The sequence below is a fragment of the Nocardia xishanensis NBRC 101358 genome, from assembly GCF_001613365.1.
Classification (GTDB): domain Bacteria; phylum Actinomycetota; class Actinomycetes; order Mycobacteriales; family Mycobacteriaceae; genus Nocardia; species Nocardia xishanensis.
The window spans coordinates 65559-90004 of record NZ_BDCF01000017.1 but is presented as its reverse complement, the minus strand read 5'-3'; the positions used below and the strand labels follow the sequence as shown (position 1 = coordinate 90004).

Below are 24446 nucleotides of genomic sequence, written 5' to 3'. Positions count from 1 at the left end.
GTCACCCCTCCACGTCTCGGATGAAGTCGTGCATCACATGCTCGGGCCGGTTCCAGCGGGTGCCGTGCTCGCGGAAGCGGGAGTAGTAGCCGGAGGCGTAGGTGACGCCTTCGATGTCGCCAGATTCGCCGGGGCCGGAATGTGCGGACACGCTGGTTGCGTTAAAGCCCGTCCTCCACTTACTGCGCGCTGCCCACCTGTCCGCGCCCTGTTCCGCGATCTCGTGCACGAACTCGGTGAGTTCCGGCGAGGTCCGCATGAACGTGGTGTCGAGGTCGAAGTCAGCGCTGTCGTATTCCACTGCCGCCGTCCTTCGCGATCCGAAACCGAACCCCCGTCGCCCAACCAGTGAACGGATTAGGGGTCATCCGGACAGCGCCGTCGATCACGAAGTCTTCAGTGATGCCAGGCACCCGAATCCCATCCGTAGCCAGCACATCCGAGCCGAGCGGGGCTGTGATTTGGGCGAGCCGCTGCAACAGTTCACCGGTGGAGTTGTCCTCGGTGTCGGTCAGCCACTTCATGTCGCAAGGGCCGATCTGATGTGTCGACTCCGTTGGTGTTTCGTAGTCGCCTTCCCAGTTCCGGTCGTTCGCTGTACCGCGGCGGACGACGGTCAGCATCGTCCCGTTGGTGAACTTCGGGGCTGCGTACCTCACCATGTGCACGGCCTCGTCGACGCAAGCCCCGCGTTGCGGAGGATGTCGATGCCCGCCGCGCACAGGTACTCCAGCGAACGCTGAATCTCCTCCGCGCTCGGCGCATCCATATAGGTGGTGGATCCGCCATCTGCGGTCTGCGACTTGATCGCAACCTCTCGACCGACCGCGCCCCCAGCAGGGTTGATGCCAGCGGTGTGCCACATGGCCACGTGAACGCAGGTGGCGTCGCGCATGGCCTCGATCACGTCGGGTTCGGTGGGCAATCCGGCGGGGTCGACTTCGTAGAGGTCGAGCCGAGTTGCTTTCCGCACCAACTGTGAGGCGTACCGGATCAAGACGTTCGCGGTCGCGTCGTCTGGCAGGTCGCCGATGATCCAGCCGTCTGCAAGGTCGTCCGGTACGGCGTAGGTCAGCACGGTTACTCGACCTCCGCCGCCTTCGCGGCGCGCGGCTTACGGGCAGGCTTCACCGGTTCCGACTCGGCTTCCGGCCTCGGCTCGGGCTTCACGACGGGCGCGGGGACTTCAGCCCAGTACGCCCACTCCAGCAGATCAGGGCGCGGCTCGTCGGACTCGACCACCAGATCCTGATCGTCGCCCAGATACTTGTAGCAATAGGACACTTGTCGTTGTCTCCAAACGGATTACGGCGACCGACCGGCGCCCGTGCCGCCCACCGAAGTAGGCGGCACGGGCACGGGATTAGGCAGCCAGAGCGCCGCGCAGCAGAACGCCGCGGTTCGCGTCGAGGGTCTTGGTGCCGAACAGGATGTCCAGAGAGCAGACGTCCTGCTTCTTGACGATGTCGTAGCGCTTCACCAGCCGCAGCGACAGACCCTTGTACGACTCGACCGCGGCCCAGCCCTGGTCGCTCGGCAGAGCCAGCGGAGCCGAAGCAAGCGCCAGTGCAGTCCGGTGGAACGCCAAACCCACCTCGGTGGTCGGCTGACCGGTCGCCGGCGAACCCGCAGGCTGGACAATGTTCTGGGTCATGAAGGCGTCGAAGCTCAGGAGGTCGGTGCCGATCGAGCCCTTGCGCAGTGCCTCGGTCGAACCGCTCTTGTCGGCGTGCTTCAGCCAGTCGGAGTTCAGCCAGTTCGCCTTGGTCGTGGGGCCGACAACAGCCGCGCACTCCGAGTTCGGGACGTTCTTGATGTCGAGCTGGCGCCGCGCTTCGATGAGGACTTCGGGCTTGTTCCACTCGAAACCGGTCTGGGTGCCCGCGACCTGGGTGAAGTCGGCCTTCGCCTGCGCGATGATGGCGCGGTCGATCGACTGGGCCAGTGCTTCCATGGCGGGCTTCAGCAGCTGCTCGGTGAAGTCCTCCAGGTGGAGGGTCAGGTCTTCCGAGGTGACCGCGAACGACACGTCCTTGATGGTGTTCAGCACGACCGGGACGCTGGTCTCAGTCGCGTTCTGAATGGTGATGCCGCTGGACCGATCGAAGGTGTTCGCGGTGAAGGTCGCGGGCTTCCGGATGTTCACGGTCTCGCCGACCTTGGTCCGAGTGAAATCGGACGAAACATCCGTGTACACCAGCGGCACCATGCACAACTGCTCGTACAGGTTCGCCAGAGCGGCCCGCGCCAGAACATCGGGGGTAAGCAGGGTATTAGCCATTGAATGTGGCTCCTAGAATCAGAACGACTTAACGCTTATTGCGTTCGGCGATTTCGCGCCGGAAGTCGTCAACGGTTTTCGGGCCGCGCGGTTTCGGTGCCGCGTTGCCGTTCGAGAGATCACCGCCGCTTCGAGGAGCCGACGCCCGGTCGGCAGCCTTCTTGAGCTTTGGGTTGGATTCGACTGCCGCAGAAACGATCGCGGCCACCTGGGCAGCGAAATCGTCGGCATTCGTGTCGAGTTTCTCGATTTCCACGCTGATCTTGCGGGAATCGAGAATGGATTCGAGGTCGCCGTCAACGTCATTGACGGCTTTGGTGATGGCGTCCTTGCGCTCGTAGGCGCGGAGCCGTTCAGCAGCAGCGTCGCGCTCTGCGGCGATCTGCTTTTCCCGCTCCTCAGCCTGCTTCAGCAGCTCAGCGGGATCGGCGGGTTCGTCGTCCTTGGTCAGTCCGAGAGCCTTCGCCCACTTCTCAGTGAGGGCCTTCTCGGCAGCAGCGGCGGCATCCTGTGCAGCCTTTTCCGCAGCCTCTTTACCCTTCACGCGGGTCGCGGCGTTCTCCTCGCGAAGCTTCTTGACGTAGGCTTCGTCGTAGGTTTTTGCCGCGGGCTTTTCCTGCTCGGGGGCAGGAGTTTCGACCGGGTTTTCGGACTCGGGGACCTGTACAGCGTCACCGGGCACCGGATTGTCGGCCGGGGTTTCGACAGGAGTGTCGACAGCGTTTTCAGTTGTGGTTTCCTGGGGGGTGGCTTCGTCGGCCATGATGTGCCTCCTGGACACGCAGAAACACCCGCAGGCAACCTGGCCATACAGGGTGTTGAAATGACGAAACCCTCAGAACCTTTAACTCAGGAATTCTGAGTTAAAGGTTGGGGGTAGAGTCCCCGCACAGAAGGCGGGAAGCTTATTTAGGACTGTGCAACGAATCCGACGCGTTCACGGATACGGTTCCGGCGCGCAGCACTGCGTTGACGGCGACGCCGCTCACGCACTTCGGCAGGAACACGGGCCGCACGCGGCGGAGCAGGGTCATCGGGCGTCCACACCTTGAGGGTGTGTCGGCAATTGCGATGCCACAGGCCACGTTCACGTGCCTGCGCGAGCGAGCACAACACGCGCACACGCACGGCGTGGCCCGTGCTGTTGTCGCGGGCGATGGCGCCGACGGTGTTGCCGGTGATGCTCAACACTTGGCCCTCGAAAGGGCGGCACAGCGGGCAGGAGCCAGCGACATCGGACACGATCACAAGGTCATGCCCAGCCGAGACAGCTTGTGCACAGTAGGCATCCACCTCGGCGCGAGTGATCGCCGAACGGACCGCAGTCTCCACATAGGTGACGAAGTCGTAGCGACGACCACGGGAGTCCATGAACCCCGTGATGCCTTGGCGTGCGAACGCTTCCAGCGCACGTTGCACCGCGTCCCTGCGCGCCTGCTCCCCGATCTCGCGGGGATGCACTGCGGCGTCAACGATCTCGCGGTACACGTTGTCCAGCGAGCGCGGAACATGGCGGTGCGCGCCACGAATCGCCTCGGTGGTGTCGTCGATGATCCGCCACATCGGCCGCTCATCCGGCGCCGGCGCGGGCCCTGCATCGCGTCGAGCCTCAGTAAGTCCGTCTCGCCAAGCGCCGCGGATCGCAGATTCCACGCGCGGCTGCATCACGTTATCGGTTTCGGACATGATTCGGTCAACACCGACCCGGAACTTCAGCAGGCGGGACAGGGCGTTGTACGCCCACGCCCACCCATGCCCAACGCCAGGGGCCACAGTCTTAGCGAGCCACTGAATCAGTCGCTTCTCCGTCTTGCGGTAGAGGCGTTGAATCGGGCCGATGCGGCGGTCACCGTAGGAAGGGGTCAGAGGCATTACGCCGCCTCCTCCACCTCACTGTCGGGCTCGACCTCATCGGTGAAACCGGTGTCGGGTTCCTCGTGGGCTGGTTCGAACTCGCCGCCATCAGGGTCAGCGACTTCCAGCGTGTTTTCCTTCAGGATCCGGGCGACCTCGTCGTCAACCTCGTCCTTCGACCAGTTCGGGTTGCGTTCCCGGACCGCGGTCTCCGTCGAGATCAACCGGGCAGTCTTCAACGCGGAAAGCGCGGTAGCCAACTGCACCGGATCCTGGTCCACGCGCACCGGGAACACCATTTCCGGGTCGGCGGTGATTCCGAGATCGGGGCGCTGGAAGATCAGTCCATCGAGGCGGAGTGCGACCGACGCAAGTTTTGGAAACTCGCTCTGCCAGTAAAGTATTTTCCGGGATCGGGTGGTGTTCGACTTGTCCTTGCGCGCGGACACCTCGGTAGCGGTGATCGCACCGGCAGTCTCCGAATCGTCGAAGTCGCCCGCCGAATAGCCTGCCGCGCGAAGGATTTGCTTCAACAGCTTGTCGCACGTCTTCGAGTGCTCCTCCACCCGAATCGCGAACTGCTGGGCTTGCACGAGCCGCGCGCCGCTGTCGTCATTCAGCGCCATCCCATCGGACGGCACCGGCGTGAAGATCGCCTGCTCCGGGTCGAACGTGGAGCCCTTGCCCGGTCCTTGATCCTCCAACAGCTCCTGCGCGACGAACAGGCGGGCTTTCGCGAGATCGATATCCCGCATCCACGACGACCACACCTCGTCCAGTGCGTCGAACAGCGGCTCCACACCCTCGAAGTCTGAGCGGCCCAGTGCGGACAGGCCGGGAGTGTTTCGCCAGCGGCGAGCCGGACGAACGTTCGGGATGTAGCAGGCAGTCAAGCCGTCCACGCCGGTCTCTACGACAGGCTGATCGGCGGCCCACTTCGTGGCATCCAACAAGTCGAGCGGCACTTCACGGCCAATCGAGCCGTCATCACCCAGATAGAGGGCATGTTCGATCCTGCCGATACTGTGGTGCTCCAAGTGCCGCCACGTGCCCCGCTTGTCCTTCGCGACAACAGACCAGAAAGTCACTGCGATCAGCTTCCCGTACCGCCACTCCGGGATAGCAGCGTCAGGGGCGACCGCGGAGAACATCACCTTCTCAGTGGCCTCTTTGTCCCAATGGAGCCGAATGTAGACACCACCCAAGGCCGCTTGCACCTCAGCAGCTTCCAACAGGGTCGCTACCGTGTCGGCGCCGTCGAGCAGATCCGACAACCGGTCCTGCGCGGCTTGGAGGTCTTTCGCATCGCCCTGGTTGAACAGCCAGGTAGGGGGCTGACCGAACAGCAGGTCCGCTGAAGTGGTTGCGATATCCGCGGCGGCCGGGATGTGAAGGCGCTTGGTGTCCTGAAGGACTGGTCGGCCGTACCAAAAGCGGGCCAGCCGGCCTCGCCACCCACCCGCCAACTGCGACGGCCGCGGCGCTGGCATCCGGCTGCTATCGCTGTAGATCTCCTGAAGCGTTTCCACATCACCTGACCACCAGGCGGTGAAGGTGTCGTAGGCGTCTGCCGCCTGATCGTGGGGCTCCGGCGGCCACGCGCCTTTGAACTCAGGCATCGCCACGGGGCGCCTCCCGAAAAGGTGTACGCGCCGAATCGGGGGCGCAGTGAAGTTCGAAAGCCCGTTAGACGAGGCTCATGTTGGAGACTTCGCCTGCTCGGGTGAGGTAGATGAGGCCGCCGCGCTTGGCTTCAGCGCCGGTCAGGTCTCGGTAGTAGTTGCTGCCGCCGTCGAAGGTGGGCGAGCAGATGCGGGTGCGGGTCTTCGACGTTTCGACGGCCCAACTGTGAAAGTGGCCGTGCGCTAAGACATGAGCGCCCGCAGGGTTCTGCTGGTGGAAGGCTTGATCGGACCACCAGGTGAAAGCATGCGAATGCTTCGCGCTGGCGCCGCCCTTCCACTGGTGACCGTGCGCGATGGTGAAGATGGTGTCGCCGCGAGCGACGGTCATGAACCCCTGCTCAGGGTCCGGCACCTCGACGGTGACGTGCCCGAACGCGGCCGGGTTCATCTTCAGGGCGTCGGCGACGCTGATCGCGCACTCTGTGGCCCACCCGTCACCAGGGTTCGTGTTCTGGAACCTTTGGGCCTGATCGTGGTTGCCGTTGACGACCGACATCCAAACCTGGTCAGTGAGTGGCGCGAACTGTTCGACGGTGTGCAGCATCAGGCGGCGCAGGATCCGGGTTTGGGTGGTGACACCGTATTCGGTGCGCCACCAGTTGCGGCCGTCCTGCGATTGGTTGCCCTCGATGCAATCGCCGGGAAACAAGATGTGGACGCCGGCGATGCCGCGGGGCTTCAGCGAGTTGTATTCAGCTACGGCGCGGTCGACGGTCTCCAAGAACTTCTCGACGATCGTTTCGGTGCCACCGTTGTCGACCTTGGCGATCTGCAAATCCGAGCACTGAAGGTTGAACACGTGCGGCCCAGGCGCGGCGACCGGTTGATGTGCAGTCCACGCATTGATGCGTGCCAGCAAGTCGTCAACGTTCGACGGTGCGGCCTTCGGCGCGATACGGAACCGGTATGCCGCTAACCATTCCCCGCTGAAGCCCTGCCAGCGGCTCACCCGCGGGTGACCGACGATCTCGACTTCATCAGGGTTGTAGCCGAACTGTTCCAGCAGCTCTGTGTAGGAGGCGGGTGCGGTTGGCAGCGGCCCGGTCTGGATGTATCCCCCGGCGCGGCCGTCGAATTCAGTACGCGGCCGGTACTCCGATTCCGCGGCAGTCGGCTGCCGAGAGAGGTCGTCGGCGAGGCTCACGCAGCGATCTCCAAAGCGTTGTAGCAGGAGCATCGTTTCCGGCAGTGCGCGCGGAAGCGGGTCTCGGCGGATGCGCAGCCATTCTTGACCGCCAGCCGCCACAGGTTCGAAACCGGGCCGCCGTTGTTGAGAAACTCGTCGAATGCTTCTCGGTCGCGGTCGGGGAGCCCAGCGATCCAAACACCGGTCTTACACGGTATCGGCTTGCTTTTCTCTTGAGCGTCCTCGAATAGATCATCCGCGAGGGACATTCCGCCTCCTAGATCAACTGACTAGTATGATCGTATCGGCGATAGCAAACCCGAATTCGTCGACGCAAATCACGCAGCAACCGGTTCTGCTTTCGAATCATGCGCCAGCTTTACGCGGCGCCGCCATTTCCGCTCAGTCGAAACCAGGGCGTACCTAACACTGTCCACAGAATGATCATCCAGCTTGATCGGCTGGTCTTTTCCTTCTTCGGTGGCCTTGGTATCCCACACATAGCCGGGAATCTCTTTGATAAGCCCGACGCATCGATCAGCTATCTTCAGTTTGTCCACGCTGAAAAGAGCGGACACCGTCCTGATCCCATAGAGGACATCGTTTTGGGCGGGGCCGGTGCTGAGCCCGTCCTGTTTCAACTGGACACGGAAGTCCGCAGCGGCGGGGTCGACGACCACGGGGCATGTGATCCGGGGCGGACTGTCTGGGTCTTCGCTCGGGTGGTGCGGACCGGCAAGCCATGTTCGTAGCCCTTGGGACAGTTGTACGTTGGTCCGGCGGGCTTCCTTGCTGCTGGGTTCATACCGCCATTCGTCGACCGCATAGAGGACATTGTCCACGCCGAGGCCAACCATGGTCGCGGCGGTCGGGTTAGTCGTACCGTGATCGACGCCGACACCCACATACCATTGCATCTCGGGCAGGTCGGCCCATTTCACCACATGCCGATCGGGATCAAAGCAGTCATACACGCCGCCTTCGGCGGCAACCCAATGTCCGAGAATGTTGCGGAGATAGAACAATCCCGTGAACGACGCCTTCGTGGTAGCCACGAATTCCGGGTCGAGAGACGGGTTGTCGTCCATCGTGAAGTTCCACGCACGCAACCGCATCTCTGGGTCGGACGCCTTGTCGATGAACTTCGTCTTCAAATAGTGGGCAGGATTGTCCGGATTCGTTGTCGCGAGACAACGGGCGCCAGGAACCGAGAGTCGCGCTTGCAACTGGGTCCAGAAGTTCTCTGGCAACAACGTTGCTTCGTCGACGAGCGCGAGGCAACACGTCATGCCGCGCAACTTCCCCTCCGCGCGCACATCGGACGCGCCGATCAAGTGCACGGTGCGACCGAGGATTACCGCGATGTTCGAGCCGCGGGTGTGATGCACCTCTGCCGCCCACGGACCGAAGACGTTCTCGTCCTGCATCGGTTCGATGATGTTGCGTTCAATGGTCTGCAACGTTCGGCCGACGATGATGATGAGCCCGGTGTCGGGCGCCTTGTGCACGGCGTCGTAGAACGCGAGAATCGAGGCGATGGTTTTGCCGGCGCGGACGGCTCCTGACCAGATGGTGGTGCGGTAGCGGCGGGCTTCGACGATGCTGACGATCTGCTTGCGAGACAGTGGCAGGTCGTCGAGGACGTTCACTCTGGAAGGTCCGTTTCGTCGCTATCTGCGGGCTCTGTCTCCTCGTTGTCGTCGGCGAGCTGATCGGCTGCGACGAGTTCTTCCAGTCGGCTGAAGAAGCTGCCGACCATGGACAAAGTCTCGGTGCCGACACCACCCTTGGCGTCAGCGATGGCGCGCAGTTCGGCTGCCTTGTAAGTGCCTGTGAGTTTGGCGCGCTTCTCGATGATCTCGAATGCGCGGTCCATTAACCATGGTTGGGCTTTGCGTTCCTCGGCGTTTTTCGGGTTGACGATCCGCGGCCAGATGGCTGCCCACATTTCGTCGAGGCGGGTGAGTTCCAGTTCCCGGTATTCTTCGGCGTTTTCGCGGGTGATGTCCTCGATAGCTCGTTTCAGGTCGGCGCTGACGGTCTGTTTGGACCAGCCTGTTTCGGCCACGATCTGGGCTTGGGACTTGCCTGCGAGACGCAGTTCCAGGATCTTGTTGCGACGTTCCTGCGCTTGCACGAGGACTTCGACGGGGATGGTGCGTTTTCGTGCCATGTGGCGGACCTCCAGGATGCGCGGCGGGCTCCTGGCCGGTCCGCGATCAGTTGGGGGTGGGGGCGGCTGCCGCCTGGGCAAGCCGATTGAGAGAAATGACAGGAGCTCCGCTGCCGGTTAGGGACAGATGTGGGCGTGGTGTTGTCACTCGCTCAAGGAGTTTGAGAGTTCTTGCGCCGCCGGGCGTTCTTGCAGACACGACACTGACGTCGGCCATCTTTGCCCGTATATGCATTCTGACTGTTCTGTTCATGCCCTCGGTGGCAATGCGTCGGACGCTGTCGTGCCGTTCTCGCCCGCTGACATTCGATGCATAGACGCCGTCCGGACTCACCATTTTGAGTGAAGGAACCAGGACGGTACTCATGCCCTTTACGGCAGTGCGACCGCGGCCCTCGTGGTTCCTGTTGTCCTCGCCATGCCCGCCAGTTCTCCGACTTGCATGCGCGACAGTAGCGTCCACCGCGCCCCTTGATTGCACCGGCATTCTCAGATGTGTACTCGTGACCATTTGGACACATGGTCCGGCGCGTGTATGCATTGCCACCATGCCTGATGACATCCCGCATATTCTCAGCGTGAGTGTCGAACCGGAGATTATCGAGACGATTGTTCTCATGGTTGCCGTCGTTGTGGCAGATCTCAAGCCCTTCGGGCGTCGGTCCCACAAATGCCAGCATGACAAGCTGATGCACTCGGCGCGTCTTGATTGACTTATCGGGCGCGTTCAGCGCGACATGAAGATGCCCGCTGCTCAATCGACCTGGGCGAAGGATCCGCTCTTTCACCGTTTGCGGGATGCCGTTGGCTCGCAGGATCGTTCGCCGGAGGCTCTTTATCCGCCCCTGGTCGCTCGCTTGATAGTAGCCCTCATATCCGGGAATATCGGACCATCGTTCGACATCAACCATATCTGAAATAACGCTTGCGACAGTCGATTTAATTCCACTTTCGGAGGAGCTTTTCAGCTCCACTATACGGGTCCAACGAGGGGGGTATGAGCCGGAGCAGATGAGCGGCCGTGATTACAATCGCGGCCCGAGTAAGCACAGGATGGCGCGTCAATCCCCGCGCACACGCCGTCGTCAGCAGTTGATCGGCCGGTGCAAGGGCCTCATATACGAGCACCGAGACTCCCAAAATCAACCACGCATACTCTCCCTTGATCCGTGATCGGTAGGCGTGCATCAGTCCTCGGCTTCAGTGTCCTCAACGAGCACGATCGGCTGCATCGGGTGCGCCGAGATGGCCGACCACAATGCGGTGACCAGGTCGGTGGGTGACACCTGTACGGGTTCGGGGGTGTTGATTTCGAGTTCGAACGCCCACAGCTTGAGCCGGAATTTCATGAGTCGTTCTCCTGCCCGCGCGGGGATCGTTCGGTGCGTTCGCGGCCGTCGAGGCTGTGGTGGATGATCAACCAGCCACGTAGATGCAGTTCAGTCCGTGGCCCGCAGGCGCAGTCGTGGCCGTCAAGCTCGTGCGCTATGAGGTCGTCGATCGGATGCACATGCCATTCGCGTTCAGCGGTCGGTGATGGTTCAGCTCTCCACTGCTTCTTGCGCATCGGCCACCAGTTCCTCGATTCGGTGCGGGCGGTACCCGGACCAGTGGTCCTCGCCCGCGACGACGACTGGCGCCTGCGAGTAGCCGATGGCTCGAATGGTTTCGAGGGCTTCGATGTCTTCGGTGACGTCGACCTTCACGTAGGTTGCGCCGAGCTGGTCGAGCTTGCGCACGGTGGCGTCGCACTGCACGCAGTTGGGCTTGCTGTAGACGGTGATGTCACTCGGCATCGTCGGCGCCCAGCTCCCTCTTCACTTCTGCGAGTTCACTGGCTGCGTCGCGTTCCGCCTTGGCGAGTTCCGCGAAGGCGTACGCCAAGTACTGAGACTTGGCAGCGACGCTCTCCTGCGCCTTTCGAAGCCGCTCTTGCGCGTACGCGACACGCGATTGAGCGTGGGCAAGTGCGTCACTCATGGCAGCCGAACCCCCAGATCAGGCAGTGGCGGGAGAACGATCTCCGGCAACGGCGGCGGAACGTACGTCAGAACCTCGGACGGCAGGACGGTTTCGACCTCATCCGGGATGTACACAGAAAGCGGTGTCGGCACGTACGGATCCGGTGTGACCGCGTCGATGATCGGGTTGAAGTCCATGAGGCTCGGCAGCGGACCGGGCTCGACGGGTGGCAGCGCGAAGTGCGGCGCTTCCGGGATCCCGGTCGGGGTGCTCTCGGGCAGCCACGGCAGCGGCGCCGGCATGTCTACGTAGTGGTCGCCGGGCGGCAGGCCGTCGGCTTCGCCGGGCGCGTAGTAGTGCCAGCCGCTCAGGTAGCCCGCCCACCCCTGGATGAACTTGGCTGGGTCCGACCATGGCGCAGGTGAATCGCAGATGGCGTCGAACTCGTGGCACACGGTCGTCACGGTCCCGCCAGGTTCACGCGGGCCGGGCGAGGAGATGCCGGGAACAATGCCGGGCAGCGCGTCGTAGATGCCGCCCGGACGGCGCGGATCCCCGTATGTGACAACCTCATCGGCGCCCACCTCGTCAGCGAACTCGGCGCCGAGGCTGTGCCCGATGACCTTCACATGTCCGCCGGGGCAGTCCTGCCGATACTGGTTGATCCGTTCGGTTGCGCGGGCGCGGCCGTCAGTGACGGATTCGTCTTTGGTGTACGGGCCGGTCGGCCACACGCTGGACTTGTAGTCCAGGGACTCCACCTGCTTGCCCTGCGCGGCTTCATGCGCGAGCTGGGCGCCCATCAAACCGGGCTGGCCGACAGCTTCTGCCGACCGCTGCCCGTTGCCGCCGATGCCGAGAACGAGTGGTCGGCAGTCGGGTTCGGTGTCGGCAGTGGCGGTTGGTGTCGCGAATCCGAGGCTGCCGAGGAAGATGACACCTGCGAGAGCAGTGGTCCGAATAGTGCGCGGATTGGACATGGGCTGCTCCTGGCAGGCTTTCGATGCGGTGAGAGGGTGGTTTGTGCCCGCCGGGCTCCCAGGTAGCGACAATGGCCCGGCGGGCGGGCCGCGGCGCGGGTAAGCGCTGCCTGCGGCCCCGCCACCTGGATCCCCTACAGCCGCGCGGCGTGAGATCGGCGCGGCGGCCCCGTGAGCGAATGGGGCACGAGGGTGGTGGCGAAACTTATTGTCAGCGGCTATCGTTGACGGGGAACGCCCCCGTGTTGCCGCCGCTGCCCCCTGCTACGCGGCGTCGCCTCTACCCGTTGGGTATGCGCCGGGGGCTTCCTTCTGTGCTTAGCGGTGTTGGTTCTCCAGGCAGTCACCGTCTACCTATTTGCGTTACCTCGCATGGAGGTCGCACTACGCATCACGCGCAGTTAAATTTCATTGACAATCATCTGAGAGCCAGTACATTTCGAGTAATGATGGTTCCGGCGATGGAGAGCGCACGACTGAAACTGGGACGCGCGGCACACCATCTCGACACACTCCAGTCAGCACTGTCCGACTTCGTGCAACCCGGCCCGTACACGTTGCGCCCCGACTGGGACTACACACCTGGCGAGCAGGTGTTCACCTGCACGCTAGTGGTCGATTCGGCTGTGGAGTTGCCGGAGGAGTTTTCGCTGATCACCGGTGACTACCTTACAAACCTGCGCGCAGCGCTCGATCACTCGATCTTCGACCACGTGCGGGCGAGGTGCCCAAACCTTAGTGAAACGCAAATCTCGTTTCCGATCGTTACAAGCCCCGCAAGGCTGAACAATGCTGGCGCACAGTTCGATACAGCAGTTTTGGCCGTGATCACGGCCAATCAGCCATACCAGGCAAGTTCATACCAAGAGGATCCCCTGTGGCGGCTGAATGCGCTTGTCAACCGCGACAAGCACAGGTATCTGCTGGCCACCAACTCAGTGAGGTTGATGATCGACATACAGCCGGATCCCCGCTACGAGCTCATCAAGGGCGGCGAGTCGTACAACGGATCCGAACTGACTGTCGGGACTCGGGTGTGCATGCTTCGGTTTCGGCACAAGGCAGACCCCTCACTGCATCCTGCGGATTTCGTGGCGATGGCGGTCGGTTTCCCGATTTCGATCGACCTTCCCGACGGCATACCTGAGCCGATCATCGAGACACTGCGTCCGATGCAGGAGAGGGTGACCGACATCCTTGATCAGCTTGAGCAGGCAGGTATTTGACCCGGTTCGCAAAGTCGGGGTGGTTGTCGCGGCGGTGGGATTTGAACCCACGACAGACCTGGGTTATGAGCCCAGCGAGCTACCGAACTGCTCTACGCCGCTATGAGGCTGTTGAGACGTAGGCGCCTACGTCAGGTTGCCAACCTAGCTCGGTGTTACGAATCCAGAGCCATCACGATCAAATGCCCTCGGGAGAAAGCTGAGGCCCCGCGAGGCCCGAGGCGAAGTTAGTTGGTGGGGAGTTTCCTAGGCTCCGACCGGGGCACGGACCGTAAGGCTTATGTACCCGGTGCTGCGAGTTGCCCGCTGAGGCATCGGCTTCCGCCGGCTAAGGCTTCCCCTCAGGCACTTGCCCGTCGGGTTCCCGACATCGCACACATTCGCGGCCCGATCACGCAGATAGCCGCTCCCTCTGTCACCACCAGCGCAGGTAGCTAGCCTGCGCTTTGTTCCTCGACCGCGAATTGAACGCGGGACCGTCCCTTTCTATCGGGCGCTCTACCACTGAGCTATCGAGGAGACCGTTATGAAGTTCTACAGCTAGACACCCACGGCCACCAATGCAGTCGGAGCGCCGACTGATTTTGGGCATGGGGGTACCGCGAGGCGGACTATACCAGACGATATCCAGCTTCAGCCGCCCGAAAACCGCTTTCACGCGTCACGAATTGACGTGAACAGTGCGATGACCTGCCGATTCACTACTTAATGTGTTTTTCACCACACGCGAGTGATTACGGGCTCAGCAGCCCAGCAGCCGCGTCGCCAAATACGCTTCCACCTGGTCCAACCCGACACGCTCCTGCGCCATCGAGTCCCGCTCCCGGATGGTCACCGCCTGATCGTCCAGCGAATCGAAATCGACCGTCACACAGAACGGTGTACCGATCTCATCCTGACGGCGGTAACGACGACCGACACCACCCGCATCATCAAACTCCACATTCCAGTGCTTCCGCAGCTGGGCCGCGAGATCCTTCGCCTTCGGAGTCAGATCAGCGTTACGGGACAGCGGCAGCACCGCCACCTTCACCGGCGCAAGCCTGTGGTCCAGGCGCAGCACGGTCCGCGACTCCATCACACCCTTCGCGTTCGGCGCCTCATCCTCCGTGTACGCGTCCACCAGGAACGCCATCAGCGAACGAGTCAGACCGGCCGCGGGCTCGATGACGTACGGGATGTAGCGCTCGTTGGTGGCCTGGTCGAAGTAGCTGAGTTCGGTACCCGAGTGCTCCGAATGCGTCTTCAGGTCGAAGTCAGTGCGGTTGGCGACACCTTCCAACTCACCCCACTCGCTGCCCTGGAACCCGAACCGGTACTCGATGTCCACAGTCCGCGTCGAATAATGCGACAGCTTGTCCTTCGGATGCTCGAACAGTCGCAGATTCTCCGGGTCGATACCCAGTTCGGTGTACCAGGCCATGCGGGTGTCGATCCAGTACTGGTGCCACTGCTCGTCCTCGCCCGGCTTGACGAAGAACTCCATCTCCATCTGCTCGAACTCGCGGGTGCGGAAGATGAAGTTGCCCGGCGTGATCTCGTTGCGGAAGCTCTTGCCGATCTGGGCGATGCCGAACGGCGGCTTCTTGCGCGCGGTGGTCTCGACGTTCTTGTAGTTGACGAAGATGCCCTGCGCCGTCTCCGGGCGGAGATAGTGCAAGCCTTCTTCGTCATCCACCGGACCGAGGAAGGTCTTGAGCAGGCCGGAGAAGTTCCGCGGCTCCGTCCACGCGCCAGGCTGCCCCGTCTCAGGGTCACGGATGTCGGCGAGACCGTTGGCCGGCGGGTGCCCGTGCTTGGCTTCGTACGCCTCCAGCAGGTGATCGGCCCTGTATCGCTTGTGGGTGTGTAGCGACTCCACCAGCGGGTCAGAGAACGTCTCGACGTGGCCGGATGCATGCCACACCTGGCGCGGCAGGATCACCGACGAGTCCAAGCCGACGACATCTTCGCGGCCGGTGACCATGGACCGCCACCACTGCCGCTTGATGTTCTCCTTCAGCTCGACGCCGAGCGGACCGTAGTCCCATGCCGACTTGGTGCCGCCATAGATTTCGCCGCATTGGTAGACGATTCCTCGACGTTTTGCGAGGTTGGCGACGGTATCGACACGGGACTGCTTACCCACTACTGGTCTCCTGTCCAGGGCTGGCGGGGAATGGACAACAGCCACCAACCCTATCCGTACGACGATTGATCGACCTAACCGGTCCCCGCCCCGACCTCGGGCATACCGCCGATTACGCCACTTCAGCGGCCAGCGAGAAGTATCCGGCGCCGTCCACGCACGAGTCGCGCTTGTGTCCCGCGGCCTCGCGCGCGACCTTCAGCAGCACCATCATCAGGGCGACGTCACGTGGTGTGAGCTGGTTTTCCGGGTGGACTACGTCGAAGAGGTAATCGTTCCAGTAGTTCGCTATCCGCTGGAGGTTGTCCCGCGGCGAACCGTACTGCTCATCTCGATCGCCGCACACCAGCGCTTCCGCTTCCTGCAACACCTCCGCGCGGACAGGTCGCTCCGTCTTCACGGCCCACGACGGATCTTCGCCATCGTGATCGTCGTGGCCCTCGTTGGGATCCGGCAGCGGCACGTACGGTTCCTGCAACGCCAACGTCAATCCTATTGCCTCGCAGAATGCTTCGATGGTGATGAGGCCGTCGAACCGGTTGCCGATGCGGATAGCGCTTTCCATCTCCAGCGGGCCGTCCTCTGAACCGACGAACACCTTCGCCAACCCGCTCCGGTACTTCAAGTGCAGGTACTCGCCCGCCTCGGTCCACACGTCCCACGTTGACGGGATTGCGTAGCAGGTTTGCACAGCTTTCACGATGCTGGTCATGCTGCCTCGCTTTCGATGAGAACCGCGGTCAGCGTCCGCGAATCCGGGCGCCGCGACGTTGGTTCGAGGATTTGGTAGGTCCATGTGCCGTTCATGCAGTGCAACGTGAAGGTGTCGCCGTCGCGGGTGAGGAAGCCCGGATCAGAGTCCCGCAAGAACTCTTCCGTGACCGGGATCCGCGGCAACGGGTTGACGCACTCGATAGCGATCGAACCGTCTTCGGCACGATGTTCCCGGAAGTACATGACGCTCACGCTGCCGCCTCCAGTTCTGCAAGGCGGGCACGCAGCCGCTCCACCTCTGCTTCGGCTTCCTTCCGCAACGCATGCGGGGTCTTACCCTCCGCCCGCCGGACCGTGAGCACGAATCGCTCGCGGGTGTCGCGGTTCTGGACGTCCATCTCGACCTCCACATAGTTGACGGCGGCCGGGTTGTCGAGGAAGAACCGGGAACACAAGTACCCCAACTGGTGCTGGATCTCCTCCGGCGTCGACACGGCGATACCGTCGCGGACGCTCGCAAGCATCGTCTCTCGCTCGTCCTCAACAACCCGCTTCGCCGCCTGGATCTCGTCACGCGCCGCGGCACTCGCATAGCGTTCAGCGCTAGGGATCTGCATCCTCATCACCTCACGCCCCCAACCATCCCGGCCACCGGACGCATCCATCTGAGCGCCGGGATAAGCGGTGCCGATCAAATTGATCAGGGTCGCGGCCACATCCAGCGGGAGCGGCAGCACGATATCGACCTTCACGAAGTCACCGCTCATGCCGCCTCCAAACTACTGTTGCCGAGATTCACGAAAGTTCCCGCCAGCCCCGACCCCGCCAGCCGAAGGGCGTCACCATCGCCATAGGCGACAAGGCAACTTGGGGCGCCCGCGTTGCCCCGCGCCCTGGAACCATCAGGCAGATGGAAGTGGAGTCGCCCATGCAGGAACATCACTGCACTCGCCCGCTGCCACACCAGGTCAACGAACCATCGGGTTTCGGTGCGCGCAAAGATCAGAGCGGTTCCGCGGCCGTGGTCGGCAAGCTTGCCAAGCCAGTCCGTAAGGTTCGAATAGGGCGGATTCAGAAACACACGCCCCTCCCATGTGGCTGCGAGCCCGTCGTCAGGCGGCGCGATGTGTCGACGGGCGGTGTCCCACGGTCGAGGTTCCGCCGCACAGGGGTCCAGATCGAAAGCGCCAAGCGCGGTGACGACACCGGGCGGCGTCAACCACACATCCGACCCGGCTCGCGCCGAATGATGACTCCCCATCCCTCGCCCGCTCACGCCACTGCCCTCCTCAGCGGGCGCCGAGTGCCCTGCATCTCCCGTACACGACCAACCCCACGCGGACCGTAGAACTCGGCGCGGGACACCTCACCCGACCGCACTTCATCCGCGAGATGCCCAGCATGCCAAGCACCTTCACGTACAGGGCACCGGTAGCCCTGCATCCGTTCATTCGGAAACCGGCGCCGGCAAGCAGCCTTCGCTGCCTTCCGACCGCTGAACGCCTGCTTACCGCAGGACTGGCACCAACCCAGCGACGGATGCGTCTTCACGCCGCCTCCGTCCATCCGTGGCGTGCGAGAACACCAGCGATGTCGGGGCGCACGAAGGTCGATGGTTTGAGTATCTTGCCGCCTTCATCGCGGATCACCTTGCCGTCAACGACCTTGCTCATGTTCGAGGACTGGACGGCATCCCAGACCGCTTTCATGGGCAGGCACATCACGTATCCGATGCCCGCGACCGCGTGCATGGTTTGGTGTGTGGCGGCGTCCAGTTCAATGAGGTTGCGGGCGTCGACCGCGGCAGTGATGCGCTCGTGTTGGGTTTCGAGGTCGCGGCGGATTTCGTCGATTTCGTCGTCGGTGAGCGTCGCGAATCCGACATGTCCGCTGATGGTCATGAGCGTGGAGTACGACAGGTCTTTGATCATGTCGACGATGTACGTGCGTGCGAGGCCCGTGCGGAGAGCGAGACCAGCGAGGACGTACAAGCTGTCCGCGATTGCGTCAGCAACCTCCACGAGGTCGCGTTCTTGGAGGGCGGTGTCGAGTTCGGTCAGTTCTTCCCGTACGAGTCGTAAGGCGAGCTGCAACTCGTCGTCTGGCACCCATCCAGGTTTGGTCAGCATCCGCACACCGCACGCACGGGAAAAAGCCGCCACGTCATCCCACAGATTCATGCCGCCGCCTCAGTTCCAGTGCACTCGTGGTCCCATTTCGTTGTTCCGCAGTCGGGGCAGGGCAGGCATTTGCCGCACAACCCGAAATAGGCTTCCTCGCCAGGCCAGTGGCGGCGCTGGAACAGGCACGCCCACTTCCACGTCGGCCAACCCAAGATGTAGGAACGCTTGCCGCGGATGCGGATCCCAGTCAGGCACCATTTGCAACCCGCGTCCCCGCCCCACCGTGAGCCGTAGCCTGCGATCACGCCCAACAGTTGGAGGTAACCCAATCCGCGGCTTGCGATCCTGCCTCGGATCGGATGCTGGAGGCGGTGGTAGCGGCGCTTCAACTCCCGCAGCTCGCGGTGGTAAAGGTCTGCTCCGCAGTCCGGGCATGAGCTGCCGTAGAAGTCGTGGTCAATGAACTCGTATCGAGGCCAGTGCCGCGGCTCGGCAGTGCATTCGATCAACCGGAAGCCAGGTGGTGCAGGCGGCGGGCTCTCGTAGTAAAGGTCGGCTTTGCGCCCGAGGTAGTCGACATAGTCTTCGTCCTCTCCCTGCTCAGGCGGCGCCCACGGATCGATAGTTGTCATGGTTCAGCTCCACAGCTCGGGCATGATGTCGACGAAGTCGTGTCGTGCTTGGCGGATGCGTTCGAGGTACGCGTCTTCCCGGAGCCGATGCGCTTCGTACACCGCTTGCTTCTCGGGAGGTGTCGGCTTCATCAGCGCGCCACCATCAGGGTGCGGCTCGAAGTCGTCTTCCCACGTCCAGCCGGGCGGCTCCAGGATCGCCAGCTCTTCTTCGGTGAACCGTGGGCGTGGCTCGGTCAGGCGCTCGATGAGATCGGTGTACTTGGCTCGGCGCTCATCGCTGCACAATGCGACCGAGTAGTCCATGTGGTAGCGGAGCGAGGCGATAGCCAGATCGTTGAAGGAGTCATCGAACTCGTCCAGTATCCAGTCGATAGGCAGGTCGAACCCGACCAGCTCCCGGTACGACTTGCCGCGCCCGTAGAAGGTGACGTCCCAACCGAAGAACGGCATCGCGAACACCCGCTCACGGCAGCGCCCGCGGCCGGTAGCCCAGCGCGGACCTTGGTCGAACTCCGGGTACCACGTTTGGATGTGCACCGACCAACCGACCCATGGAATGCGAACGGCTTTGAACATCAGGCCACCTCAGAAGTCATCGCGATCGGGAATCCCCCCCCGAGGACGAACAGACCTGTTCGAGGAGGCGAGGTTCATGCCTCCAGGTTATCTCATTCAAACGATGAGATTCAATACATTCGATCAAATGTCAACGAGCGTGGTGTTGTCGGCGAGTGGCGCCGAGTCGTCGGCGAGGATGTCGACCTGTGTCCGGTAGCTGCCGCAGTCGAGCTCAGCGGTCAGACGGCAGTGGTAGTGGCCGGCGAAAAGGCGCCGCGGTTGAACAACGTCGACGACCTCACGCAGGCGCGCGCGGTGCACGTCAGCCGCGTAGATCTCCGCTTGCGGGAAGCCGAGCGGGTTGCTCTCAATGCACGGGATACGGACGCCCGAGGGCACGTCGTGGCAGATCATCACGTCGGCCGCTCCCCCGGCTATCGCACGGTCGGCTTCGGCCTGCGTAATCGTCTCCCGCCGCCACCAAGACTTGCCGGGTACGCGCCATGGCCGGTCGACGGAGTGCGCACCACCAAGCGCGAGGAACGAGACACCGCCCCAAGTCCATCGGTAGCAGCGAGGTAGGTAGAAGATGTTGGGGCGCAGCGGGATCGCAGTGCAGCCGTGTTCTTGCTCGCGGGTGTCGAGGTAGGTCCAGTTCTCATGATTGCCTGGCACGAACCCGAGAACGAGCCCAGCGTCTTCGAGCGCGCGCTGAACTGCTGCCATGAACTTCGGTTTGAAGTCGTAAGCGAAGTCGCCGACGTGCACGATGACGTCAGCGCCCTGCTCAGCCGCGTACTCAATTGCGCGAACCGCATGGAACTGGTTGCCATGCCAATCGCCCGCGATCGCCAGCCGGGTCGGCGCGAGGTCTTCCCAGGCGGTCACTCGGTGTCGTCCTTGAACATGTTGCGGATACCGCCCTTGTACAAGGTGTCGAAGGCGCCTTCCCAAGATCGCCCACGCAGTCGAGTTAGATCGAGTTTGCCGCGTACCTTGTTGTGGCCATCCATGTACCCGCCCTCCGCGTACTCGACCAGTTTGTCCACGACTGCTTCGGGCTCGATGTCGGCTGGGATCTGGTAGGGCATCTCGTAGTAGCCTTCTGCGGCGGTCGCTTCGGCTTCGGCGGTCTCAAGGATTTGTTCCAGCTCGGCGAGGGCGGCTTCGTTACCGTCCTTCTGAAGCCAGAACACCCACCGTTCGCCTTCGTGGTCGTTGTTTTCGATGTAGCGGACGAACAGGGTCATTCGTTCTCCAGGAGCTTCAGGTAGTGTTCGCGGTCGTCGTAGTAGGGCCGATCGCGATCCATGCGAGACGGTGTTTCAGAGTGGCGTAGTCGCCTGTCCGGTGCATTTCGTGGAGGTCTTCGAACGTGCAGCCGAGACGGGAGAGCGCGTTGCGGATCGAGTGCGCCGTGTCGAGTTCGGTCACCACAATCACCATGTCTTCGGCACTCACCGGCTGTCCACCTTCACCCAGTCGGGCGCGTAGCGGCGGGCCATGCCAGCCAGGTGGTCGCGGCCAACCGGATTCGCGCTATGAATGGTGAGCCGCAGCGGCCACCAATCGTGTTCACACATCCAGAGCATGACCGGGCGTGTGGTGTCGTCGCCGCCCAAATCGTGGTCGAGGGAGATGGCTTCGACGGTGTGCCCATCCAAGCGGTAGGCGCTGAGGATCGAGAGCGCTTCGGCGCTGGTCTCAACACGCACCCAGCCGTCGGGCGCGGGCCGCTCGTCATCAACGAAGAGCTTCACGCACCCTCCAGGGACTGGAGGCAATGGGTGAGGAAGTCCGCGGGCAGGTCGCCTTTGATCTCCATGTCACGGCCGATCCACTTGTACCACTCGACCCGCGCGCCGGTCGGCTTGTACAGGAAGTTCGGCAGCTCGGTCGAGCACGTCGGCAGGCACCTGCCTTGCTTGTTGACCCATTCGCTGTAGGCGGCGCACTGTTCGCAGTCACATCCGCCAGGGTGATTGTCCAAGTCGAGGTCGTACCAGCGGTTGTTGATGCGGTCCATGTGCCCGCAGTCGCAGTCACCCCAGTAGAAGGGGCGCATCACGAAAACGTCTGTCTCGTGGGCGAGCCCGTACCCGTCATCTCCACCGAGGCCGCCCCAAAGTACCTGTCTGGTGGCGTTGGCGATCGCGCGTGTGAGTGCCCGCAGCGAGGTCGACACATCGTCGTCGCTGATCGGCGGGAGAATCACGAGAACTTCGTTGCCGCTCATGCCCACCTTCCTCTCTGGCTGACACGCACCTTCAGGGTGCCTCCAGGGCGGCACCTCACGGGTAGTGAGTCGCCGTTGTTCAACCACATCCAGTCGATGCAGCGGCCCTCTCGCCATATCGAGAGAGCGCATGCGTTGATGCGTTCGAAGCAGACGAACTCTGCCTCCTCCGCACTTCCCCATTCGTGCTGGATGGGCATGCCGTCACCCGCCGCCAGGTGATCGGCACCTGTGTAACCGGGGCAACCGTCATGCAGCTTCAACACGACTTCGTCGCCGACGTGCAGGCGGTACAGGTCAGCGAGTGTCTTCATCGACCGCTTCCCCATCCGAGCCTCCGGATCGAGCGGGCGCGCGCGACGCGGGCGTCCAGGCGGGCGTCGAATTCCGCAGCAGCGGCGGCCCATTCGGCGCGTTCCTGCTCGCTCTCGGCGTATCGGAGCCCGACACGATCCGCGGTGCGGGAGTGCCAGCGAACGGTTGGGTCCGCCCATGTGAGTTCCCGCCGCAGAACAGCAGCGGCGATGTTGTCGGCAAAGCAGGTCCAGAACATGCCTTTGCAGTGCATGAACACTCCGCGCTGATGGGCGTAGAACCACCAGTCACCCAGCTTGTTTCGCAACCTTATCCCCTTCGAACGGTCGGACATCGAACGCCACGATCGCGCCGATCGCATGCGCGTAGGAACAGATCATTTGCAGTCGCGGGTTGGCTTTCGGATCCTCGAACCGGGCGATGTGCTCGACGCTGACACCAAGCCGTTCGGCGACGTCCTCACGGCTCAGTCCAGCGTCCTCACGCGCCCGAACGAGGTCGGCTTTGAATGCGTTCCGGTTGGCCGCCAGCTGGGCGGAGAGCGCACGACCAGCCGCCTGCGCTCTCCTCCACCCCAGCAGACCCGAAACCAGGTTCAGGAGATCCACGGCCACGTGCCGTTGCGCCCGGATTCCAACAACGGAATCAGGCGGAAGCCGCTGTCATTCAACCCGCCGAACGTGTGCCTGAACGGACCGGACTCCGCATGACTCGCTCGGTATCCGGCGAGGTTCCATGTGTACAGCGGCGTCTGCTTGGGGATTGCCGCGCCAGGATTCCCTGTGCCGCCCGCCTGTTCGTCGGTGAGGATGACGACACGGTCGTGGTTCGCGAAATGCTTCTGCACGGCTTCTCGGGTGGCTGTACCGCCGCCGAGGAACCAGCCACCCGACTTCCAACGGTCCAGCGACTTCAGCAGCGACTCACCACGCGGGCGGTCGAACACCTTCGTCCTCGCGCCGACAGGGTCACCCCAGTAGATGGCAGTCGACGAGAACGACACCACGTCCGCGTCCGCGCAACGCGACGCCAACGCGATCCCGAACAGCGCCGCGGCATCCCACCGCATGAGCGTCCCGTCCTTGCTGAAGCCAGCGTCCATCGACGACGAGGTGTCCACGAGGATCAGGGTGCGGCCCGCGAGCTTCGGAATGTTGCTGAGCGAGTGATCCAACGCCTGCTCCAGCGGGTACGCCCACCGCAGCGACGGCGCCGCCTTGTACGCGGACAGGAACCGCATCGGCAGCTGCCGCGACCGCGCAACCTGCTCGGGGTCGGCGAGTTTCGCGATCACCTGCGCCGCCACCTTGTCGGACACGCCCGCCTGATCGAAGTTGCGGAGGTTACGCAGCAGCGCCATGTAGCCCATGGACGGGATGATGGCTTCCCACAGTTCCTTCGTCCACGGTCCGTTCACCAACGACGGAACGTCTTCCCATGTCATGCCGGACTGCGCGAGCACCTCCGACAATGGCGTCAGTTCGTCACCGGTGTAATTCGCGCGCTTCACGATCTCCTCCGGTGTCCAGTTGCGGACGTTCCGGTTCTTCACCAACATGTTCAGCGCGTCGGGGATGTTCTCGCCCCGGTTGTGTCGGCGATCGAGGGCATGCCGGAACAAGTCGGACTGCCAGTCAGCTTTGGGCTCGGGGTGAGTGAGGTCGATGACGTCGCCGAACCGGAAGCCGTGGGATGCGGTGTCGTACTTCAACAGCGACCGTTCCGAAAACAGCCTGACCGCCGCGTCTGCAACGCCTCGCTTGACCGGCTGCGGGAGCACCGGCGCGGTCGGCATCTTACCGCTCTCGTGGGGTGTGCGCCCTCCCGGCCAGCCGTACTTCGAGGCCCAGTAGGCCAGCATCTCCCCCGGCTCGTCGGCGCGCTGAAGAACGGACGAGATGACGTGCCGGTTGTTGCCTGTGATGCCGGCGTCGAGGCGGGCTTTCACGTATTCGGCGGCGCCGACGAGCGATGCGGTGCGCATGTTGGCTTCGGGGCCGCGGAGCCACGCGAGGAGCTGGGCGGTCCAGTCGCCGTCTTTGACGGCCATCTTCCGCACGAGCTTCTGGTAGCGACCGTCACGGACGGCAGCGGACTCATAGAAGGAGTCGGTGCCTACGAAATTTGAGACTGCCAAAAGAAGCAGTTCGGAGCGTGCGTCGCGCAAGAATCCGTCCGCACCCTCGTGGGTGGTGGTCTTCTTGCTCTTGGTGCGGATCGGTCCGACAGCGACTGGGCGTGCCTTGGCGGGGGTATTGAAGCGGGCCATAAGAAATGCCTCCCAACGGGTTCCTGGATTGCGCTGGGAGGCTTCAAGCGGTGCTGTCAACAAGGCGAGGTGGGTGACGTGCGGGTTTGAACCGCTAGCTCGCAGGAGCACTGCGAGTTTCAACCAAAGAAGTAACCCACTTCTACGGATCAGCACCTTGTGAAGTTCTCCCCGGTTTCCC

36 protein-coding genes and 2 tRNA genes are annotated in these 24446 nt (G+C 62.9%); 1 reads left to right on the top strand and 37 read right to left on the bottom strand.

From position 1 onward, the window contains the following. Window position 1: 1 nt before the first annotated feature. From NX1_RS16370 to NX1_RS16300, 18 genes are all read right to left on the bottom strand, one after another. On the bottom strand, window positions 2-301 hold the full coding sequence (locus NX1_RS16370) for a hypothetical protein (RefSeq protein WP_068059389.1): 300 nt from the start codon (window positions 299-301) through the stop codon (window positions 2-4). Next, window positions 282-623, bottom strand: a complete 342-nt coding sequence (locus NX1_RS16365; protein WP_157119803.1) for a hypothetical protein — start codon at window positions 621-623, stop codon at window positions 282-284. The genes NX1_RS16370 and NX1_RS16365 overlap by 20 nt, the downstream gene beginning before the upstream one ends. A 32-nt stretch (window positions 624-655) precedes the next feature. Further along, window positions 656-1078, bottom strand: coding sequence for a hypothetical protein (locus NX1_RS16360; protein WP_068059385.1), 423 nt, complete (start codon window positions 1076-1078; stop codon window positions 656-658). Window positions 1079-1080: 2 nt separating this feature from the next. Continuing rightward, on the bottom strand, window positions 1081-1284 hold the full coding sequence (locus NX1_RS16355; RefSeq protein ID WP_068059382.1) for a hypothetical protein: 204 nt from the start codon (window positions 1282-1284) through the stop codon (window positions 1081-1083). 79 nt (window positions 1285-1363) lie between these two features. Next, entirely contained in the window at window positions 1364-2281 is a 918-nt protein-coding gene (locus tag NX1_RS16350) for a major capsid protein (protein ID WP_068059380.1), read from the bottom strand. A gap of 28 nt (window positions 2282-2309) precedes the next feature. Further along, a complete protein-coding gene (locus NX1_RS16345; protein ID WP_157119802.1) occupies window positions 2310-3044 on the bottom strand; it encodes a hypothetical protein in 735 nt (244 codons plus the stop codon). A 146-nt stretch (window positions 3045-3190) separates the two neighbouring features. Then, window positions 3191-4153: a phage minor capsid protein gene (locus NX1_RS16340; RefSeq protein WP_084501481.1), complete on the bottom strand. Its 963-nt coding sequence runs from the start codon at window positions 4151-4153 to the stop codon at window positions 3191-3193. Beyond that, entirely contained in the window at window positions 4153-5754 is a 1602-nt protein-coding gene (locus tag NX1_RS16335; RefSeq protein WP_245668532.1) for a phage portal protein, read from the bottom strand. Before NX1_RS16335 ends, NX1_RS16340 begins: the two co-directional genes overlap by 1 nt. A gap of 67 nt (window positions 5755-5821) precedes the next feature. Beyond that, a complete protein-coding gene (locus NX1_RS16330; RefSeq protein ID WP_068059369.1) occupies window positions 5822-6964 on the bottom strand; it encodes a hypothetical protein in 1143 nt (380 codons plus the stop codon). Beyond that, window positions 6961-7215, bottom strand: a complete 255-nt coding sequence (locus NX1_RS16325; RefSeq protein ID WP_068059366.1) for a hypothetical protein — start codon at window positions 7213-7215, stop codon at window positions 6961-6963. The genes NX1_RS16330 and NX1_RS16325 overlap by 4 nt, the downstream gene beginning before the upstream one ends. Window positions 7216-7284: 69 nt before the next feature. Next, window positions 7285-8595, bottom strand: a complete 1311-nt coding sequence (locus NX1_RS16320) for a PBSX family phage terminase large subunit (protein ID WP_068059364.1) — start codon at window positions 8593-8595, stop codon at window positions 7285-7287. Beyond that, on the bottom strand, window positions 8592-9119 hold the full coding sequence (locus NX1_RS16315; RefSeq protein ID WP_068059361.1) for a hypothetical protein: 528 nt from the start codon (window positions 9117-9119) through the stop codon (window positions 8592-8594). Before NX1_RS16315 ends, NX1_RS16320 begins: the two co-directional genes overlap by 4 nt. A 152-nt stretch (window positions 9120-9271) precedes the next feature. After that, window positions 9272-10030, bottom strand: coding sequence for an NUMOD4 motif-containing HNH endonuclease (locus NX1_RS38710; RefSeq protein WP_084501480.1), 759 nt, complete (start codon window positions 10028-10030; stop codon window positions 9272-9274). 28 nt (window positions 10031-10058) lie between these two features. Next, complete coding sequence (locus NX1_RS38815; protein WP_444980709.1) at window positions 10059-10307, bottom strand: DUF7427 family protein; 249 nt, start codon at window positions 10305-10307, stop codon at window positions 10059-10061. After that, window positions 10307-10468, bottom strand: coding sequence for a hypothetical protein (locus NX1_RS36345; protein WP_157119800.1), 162 nt, complete (start codon window positions 10466-10468; stop codon window positions 10307-10309). Before NX1_RS36345 ends, NX1_RS38815 begins: the two co-directional genes overlap by 1 nt. A 192-nt stretch (window positions 10469-10660) precedes the next feature. Then, a complete protein-coding gene (gene nrdH, locus NX1_RS16310; protein WP_068059358.1) occupies window positions 10661-10915 on the bottom strand; it encodes a glutaredoxin-like protein NrdH in 255 nt (84 codons plus the stop codon). Further along, window positions 10905-11099: a hypothetical protein gene (locus tag NX1_RS16305; RefSeq protein ID WP_068059355.1), complete on the bottom strand. Its 195-nt coding sequence runs from the start codon at window positions 11097-11099 to the stop codon at window positions 10905-10907. Before NX1_RS16305 ends, nrdH begins: the two co-directional genes overlap by 11 nt. Further along, window positions 11096-12061: an alpha/beta hydrolase family protein gene (locus NX1_RS16300; RefSeq protein ID WP_068059352.1), complete on the bottom strand. Its 966-nt coding sequence runs from the start codon at window positions 12059-12061 to the stop codon at window positions 11096-11098. The genes NX1_RS16305 and NX1_RS16300 overlap by 4 nt, the downstream gene beginning before the upstream one ends. Before the next feature lie 446 nt (window positions 12062-12507). On the opposite strand from NX1_RS16300, the gene NX1_RS16295 reads away from it, so the two are divergent. Continuing rightward, window positions 12508-13287 carry a hypothetical protein gene (locus NX1_RS16295; protein WP_068059349.1) on the top strand — a complete coding sequence of 260 codons (780 nt, stop codon included), beginning with the start codon at window positions 12508-12510 and terminating at the stop codon, window positions 13285-13287. Between the two features lie 26 nt (window positions 13288-13313). Here the strand turns inward: NX1_RS16295 and NX1_RS16290 are convergent. The 19 genes from NX1_RS16290 to NX1_RS16205 form a co-directional block, all read right to left on the bottom strand. Continuing rightward, window positions 13314-13389: transfer RNA gene (locus NX1_RS16290), tRNA-Met, on the bottom strand. 347 nt (window positions 13390-13736) lie between these two features. After that, window positions 13737-13806 (bottom strand) — tRNA-OTHER (locus tag NX1_RS16285). A gap of 223 nt (window positions 13807-14029) precedes the next feature. After that, complete coding sequence (locus NX1_RS16280) at window positions 14030-15415, bottom strand: glycine--tRNA ligase (RefSeq protein ID WP_068059346.1); 1386 nt, start codon at window positions 15413-15415, stop codon at window positions 14030-14032. Between the two features lie 112 nt (window positions 15416-15527). Next, window positions 15528-16127: a DUF6378 domain-containing protein gene (locus NX1_RS35440; RefSeq protein ID WP_084501478.1), complete on the bottom strand. Its 600-nt coding sequence runs from the start codon at window positions 16125-16127 to the stop codon at window positions 15528-15530. Further along, the gene (locus NX1_RS16270; protein ID WP_157119799.1) at window positions 16124-16381 is read right to left on the bottom strand and encodes a hypothetical protein; all 258 of its coding nucleotides are present in this window, start codon (window positions 16379-16381) and stop codon (window positions 16124-16126) included. Before NX1_RS16270 ends, NX1_RS35440 begins: the two co-directional genes overlap by 4 nt. Beyond that, complete coding sequence (locus tag NX1_RS16265; protein WP_068059341.1) at window positions 16378-16896, bottom strand: hypothetical protein; 519 nt, start codon at window positions 16894-16896, stop codon at window positions 16378-16380. The genes NX1_RS16270 and NX1_RS16265 overlap by 4 nt, the downstream gene beginning before the upstream one ends. Next, window positions 16893-17390, bottom strand: a complete 498-nt coding sequence (locus NX1_RS35435) for a DNA N-6-adenine-methyltransferase (RefSeq protein WP_084501477.1) — start codon at window positions 17388-17390, stop codon at window positions 16893-16895. Before NX1_RS35435 ends, NX1_RS16265 begins: the two co-directional genes overlap by 4 nt. Window positions 17391-17676: 286 nt before the next feature. Then, the gene (locus tag NX1_RS16260) at window positions 17677-18309 is read right to left on the bottom strand and encodes a pyrophosphohydrolase domain-containing protein (RefSeq protein ID WP_084501476.1); all 633 of its coding nucleotides are present in this window, start codon (window positions 18307-18309) and stop codon (window positions 17677-17679) included. Beyond that, a complete protein-coding gene (locus NX1_RS16255; protein ID WP_068059335.1) occupies window positions 18306-18884 on the bottom strand; it encodes a hypothetical protein in 579 nt (192 codons plus the stop codon). The genes NX1_RS16260 and NX1_RS16255 overlap by 4 nt, the downstream gene beginning before the upstream one ends. Window positions 18885-18887: 3 nt before the next feature. Beyond that, a complete protein-coding gene (locus tag NX1_RS16250) occupies window positions 18888-19463 on the bottom strand; it encodes a hypothetical protein (RefSeq protein ID WP_068059332.1) in 576 nt (191 codons plus the stop codon). A 123-nt stretch (window positions 19464-19586) separates the two neighbouring features. Then, the gene (locus NX1_RS16245; protein ID WP_068059329.1) at window positions 19587-20333 is read right to left on the bottom strand and encodes a metallophosphoesterase family protein; all 747 of its coding nucleotides are present in this window, start codon (window positions 20331-20333) and stop codon (window positions 19587-19589) included. Further along, window positions 20330-20695, bottom strand: coding sequence for a hypothetical protein (locus tag NX1_RS16240; RefSeq protein WP_068059325.1), 366 nt, complete (start codon window positions 20693-20695; stop codon window positions 20330-20332). The genes NX1_RS16245 and NX1_RS16240 overlap by 4 nt, the downstream gene beginning before the upstream one ends. A 16-nt stretch (window positions 20696-20711) precedes the next feature. Continuing rightward, the gene (locus NX1_RS16235; RefSeq protein WP_157119797.1) at window positions 20712-20906 is read right to left on the bottom strand and encodes a hypothetical protein; all 195 of its coding nucleotides are present in this window, start codon (window positions 20904-20906) and stop codon (window positions 20712-20714) included. Continuing rightward, on the bottom strand, window positions 20903-21205 hold the full coding sequence (locus NX1_RS16230; RefSeq protein WP_068059319.1) for a cyclic-phosphate processing receiver domain-containing protein: 303 nt from the start codon (window positions 21203-21205) through the stop codon (window positions 20903-20905). The genes NX1_RS16235 and NX1_RS16230 overlap by 4 nt, the downstream gene beginning before the upstream one ends. Further along, entirely contained in the window at window positions 21202-21681 is a 480-nt protein-coding gene (locus NX1_RS16225) for a hypothetical protein (RefSeq protein ID WP_157119796.1), read from the bottom strand. The genes NX1_RS16230 and NX1_RS16225 overlap by 4 nt, the downstream gene beginning before the upstream one ends. Next, the gene (locus tag NX1_RS16220) at window positions 21678-21995 is read right to left on the bottom strand and encodes a hypothetical protein (protein WP_157119795.1); all 318 of its coding nucleotides are present in this window, start codon (window positions 21993-21995) and stop codon (window positions 21678-21680) included. Before NX1_RS16220 ends, NX1_RS16225 begins: the two co-directional genes overlap by 4 nt. Next, window positions 21992-22303: a hypothetical protein gene (locus tag NX1_RS16215; RefSeq protein WP_068059311.1), complete on the bottom strand. Its 312-nt coding sequence runs from the start codon at window positions 22301-22303 to the stop codon at window positions 21992-21994. Before NX1_RS16215 ends, NX1_RS16220 begins: the two co-directional genes overlap by 4 nt. After that, entirely contained in the window at window positions 22284-22604 is a 321-nt protein-coding gene (locus NX1_RS16210; RefSeq protein WP_169812244.1) for a helix-turn-helix domain-containing protein, read from the bottom strand. Before NX1_RS16210 ends, NX1_RS16215 begins: the two co-directional genes overlap by 20 nt. Continuing rightward, window positions 22592-24388 (bottom strand): TROVE domain-containing protein, encoded by a 1797-nt coding sequence (locus NX1_RS16205; protein ID WP_245668525.1) that lies wholly within the window; start codon window positions 24386-24388, stop codon window positions 22592-22594. Before NX1_RS16205 ends, NX1_RS16210 begins: the two co-directional genes overlap by 13 nt. Window positions 24389-24446 lie beyond the last annotated feature (58 nt).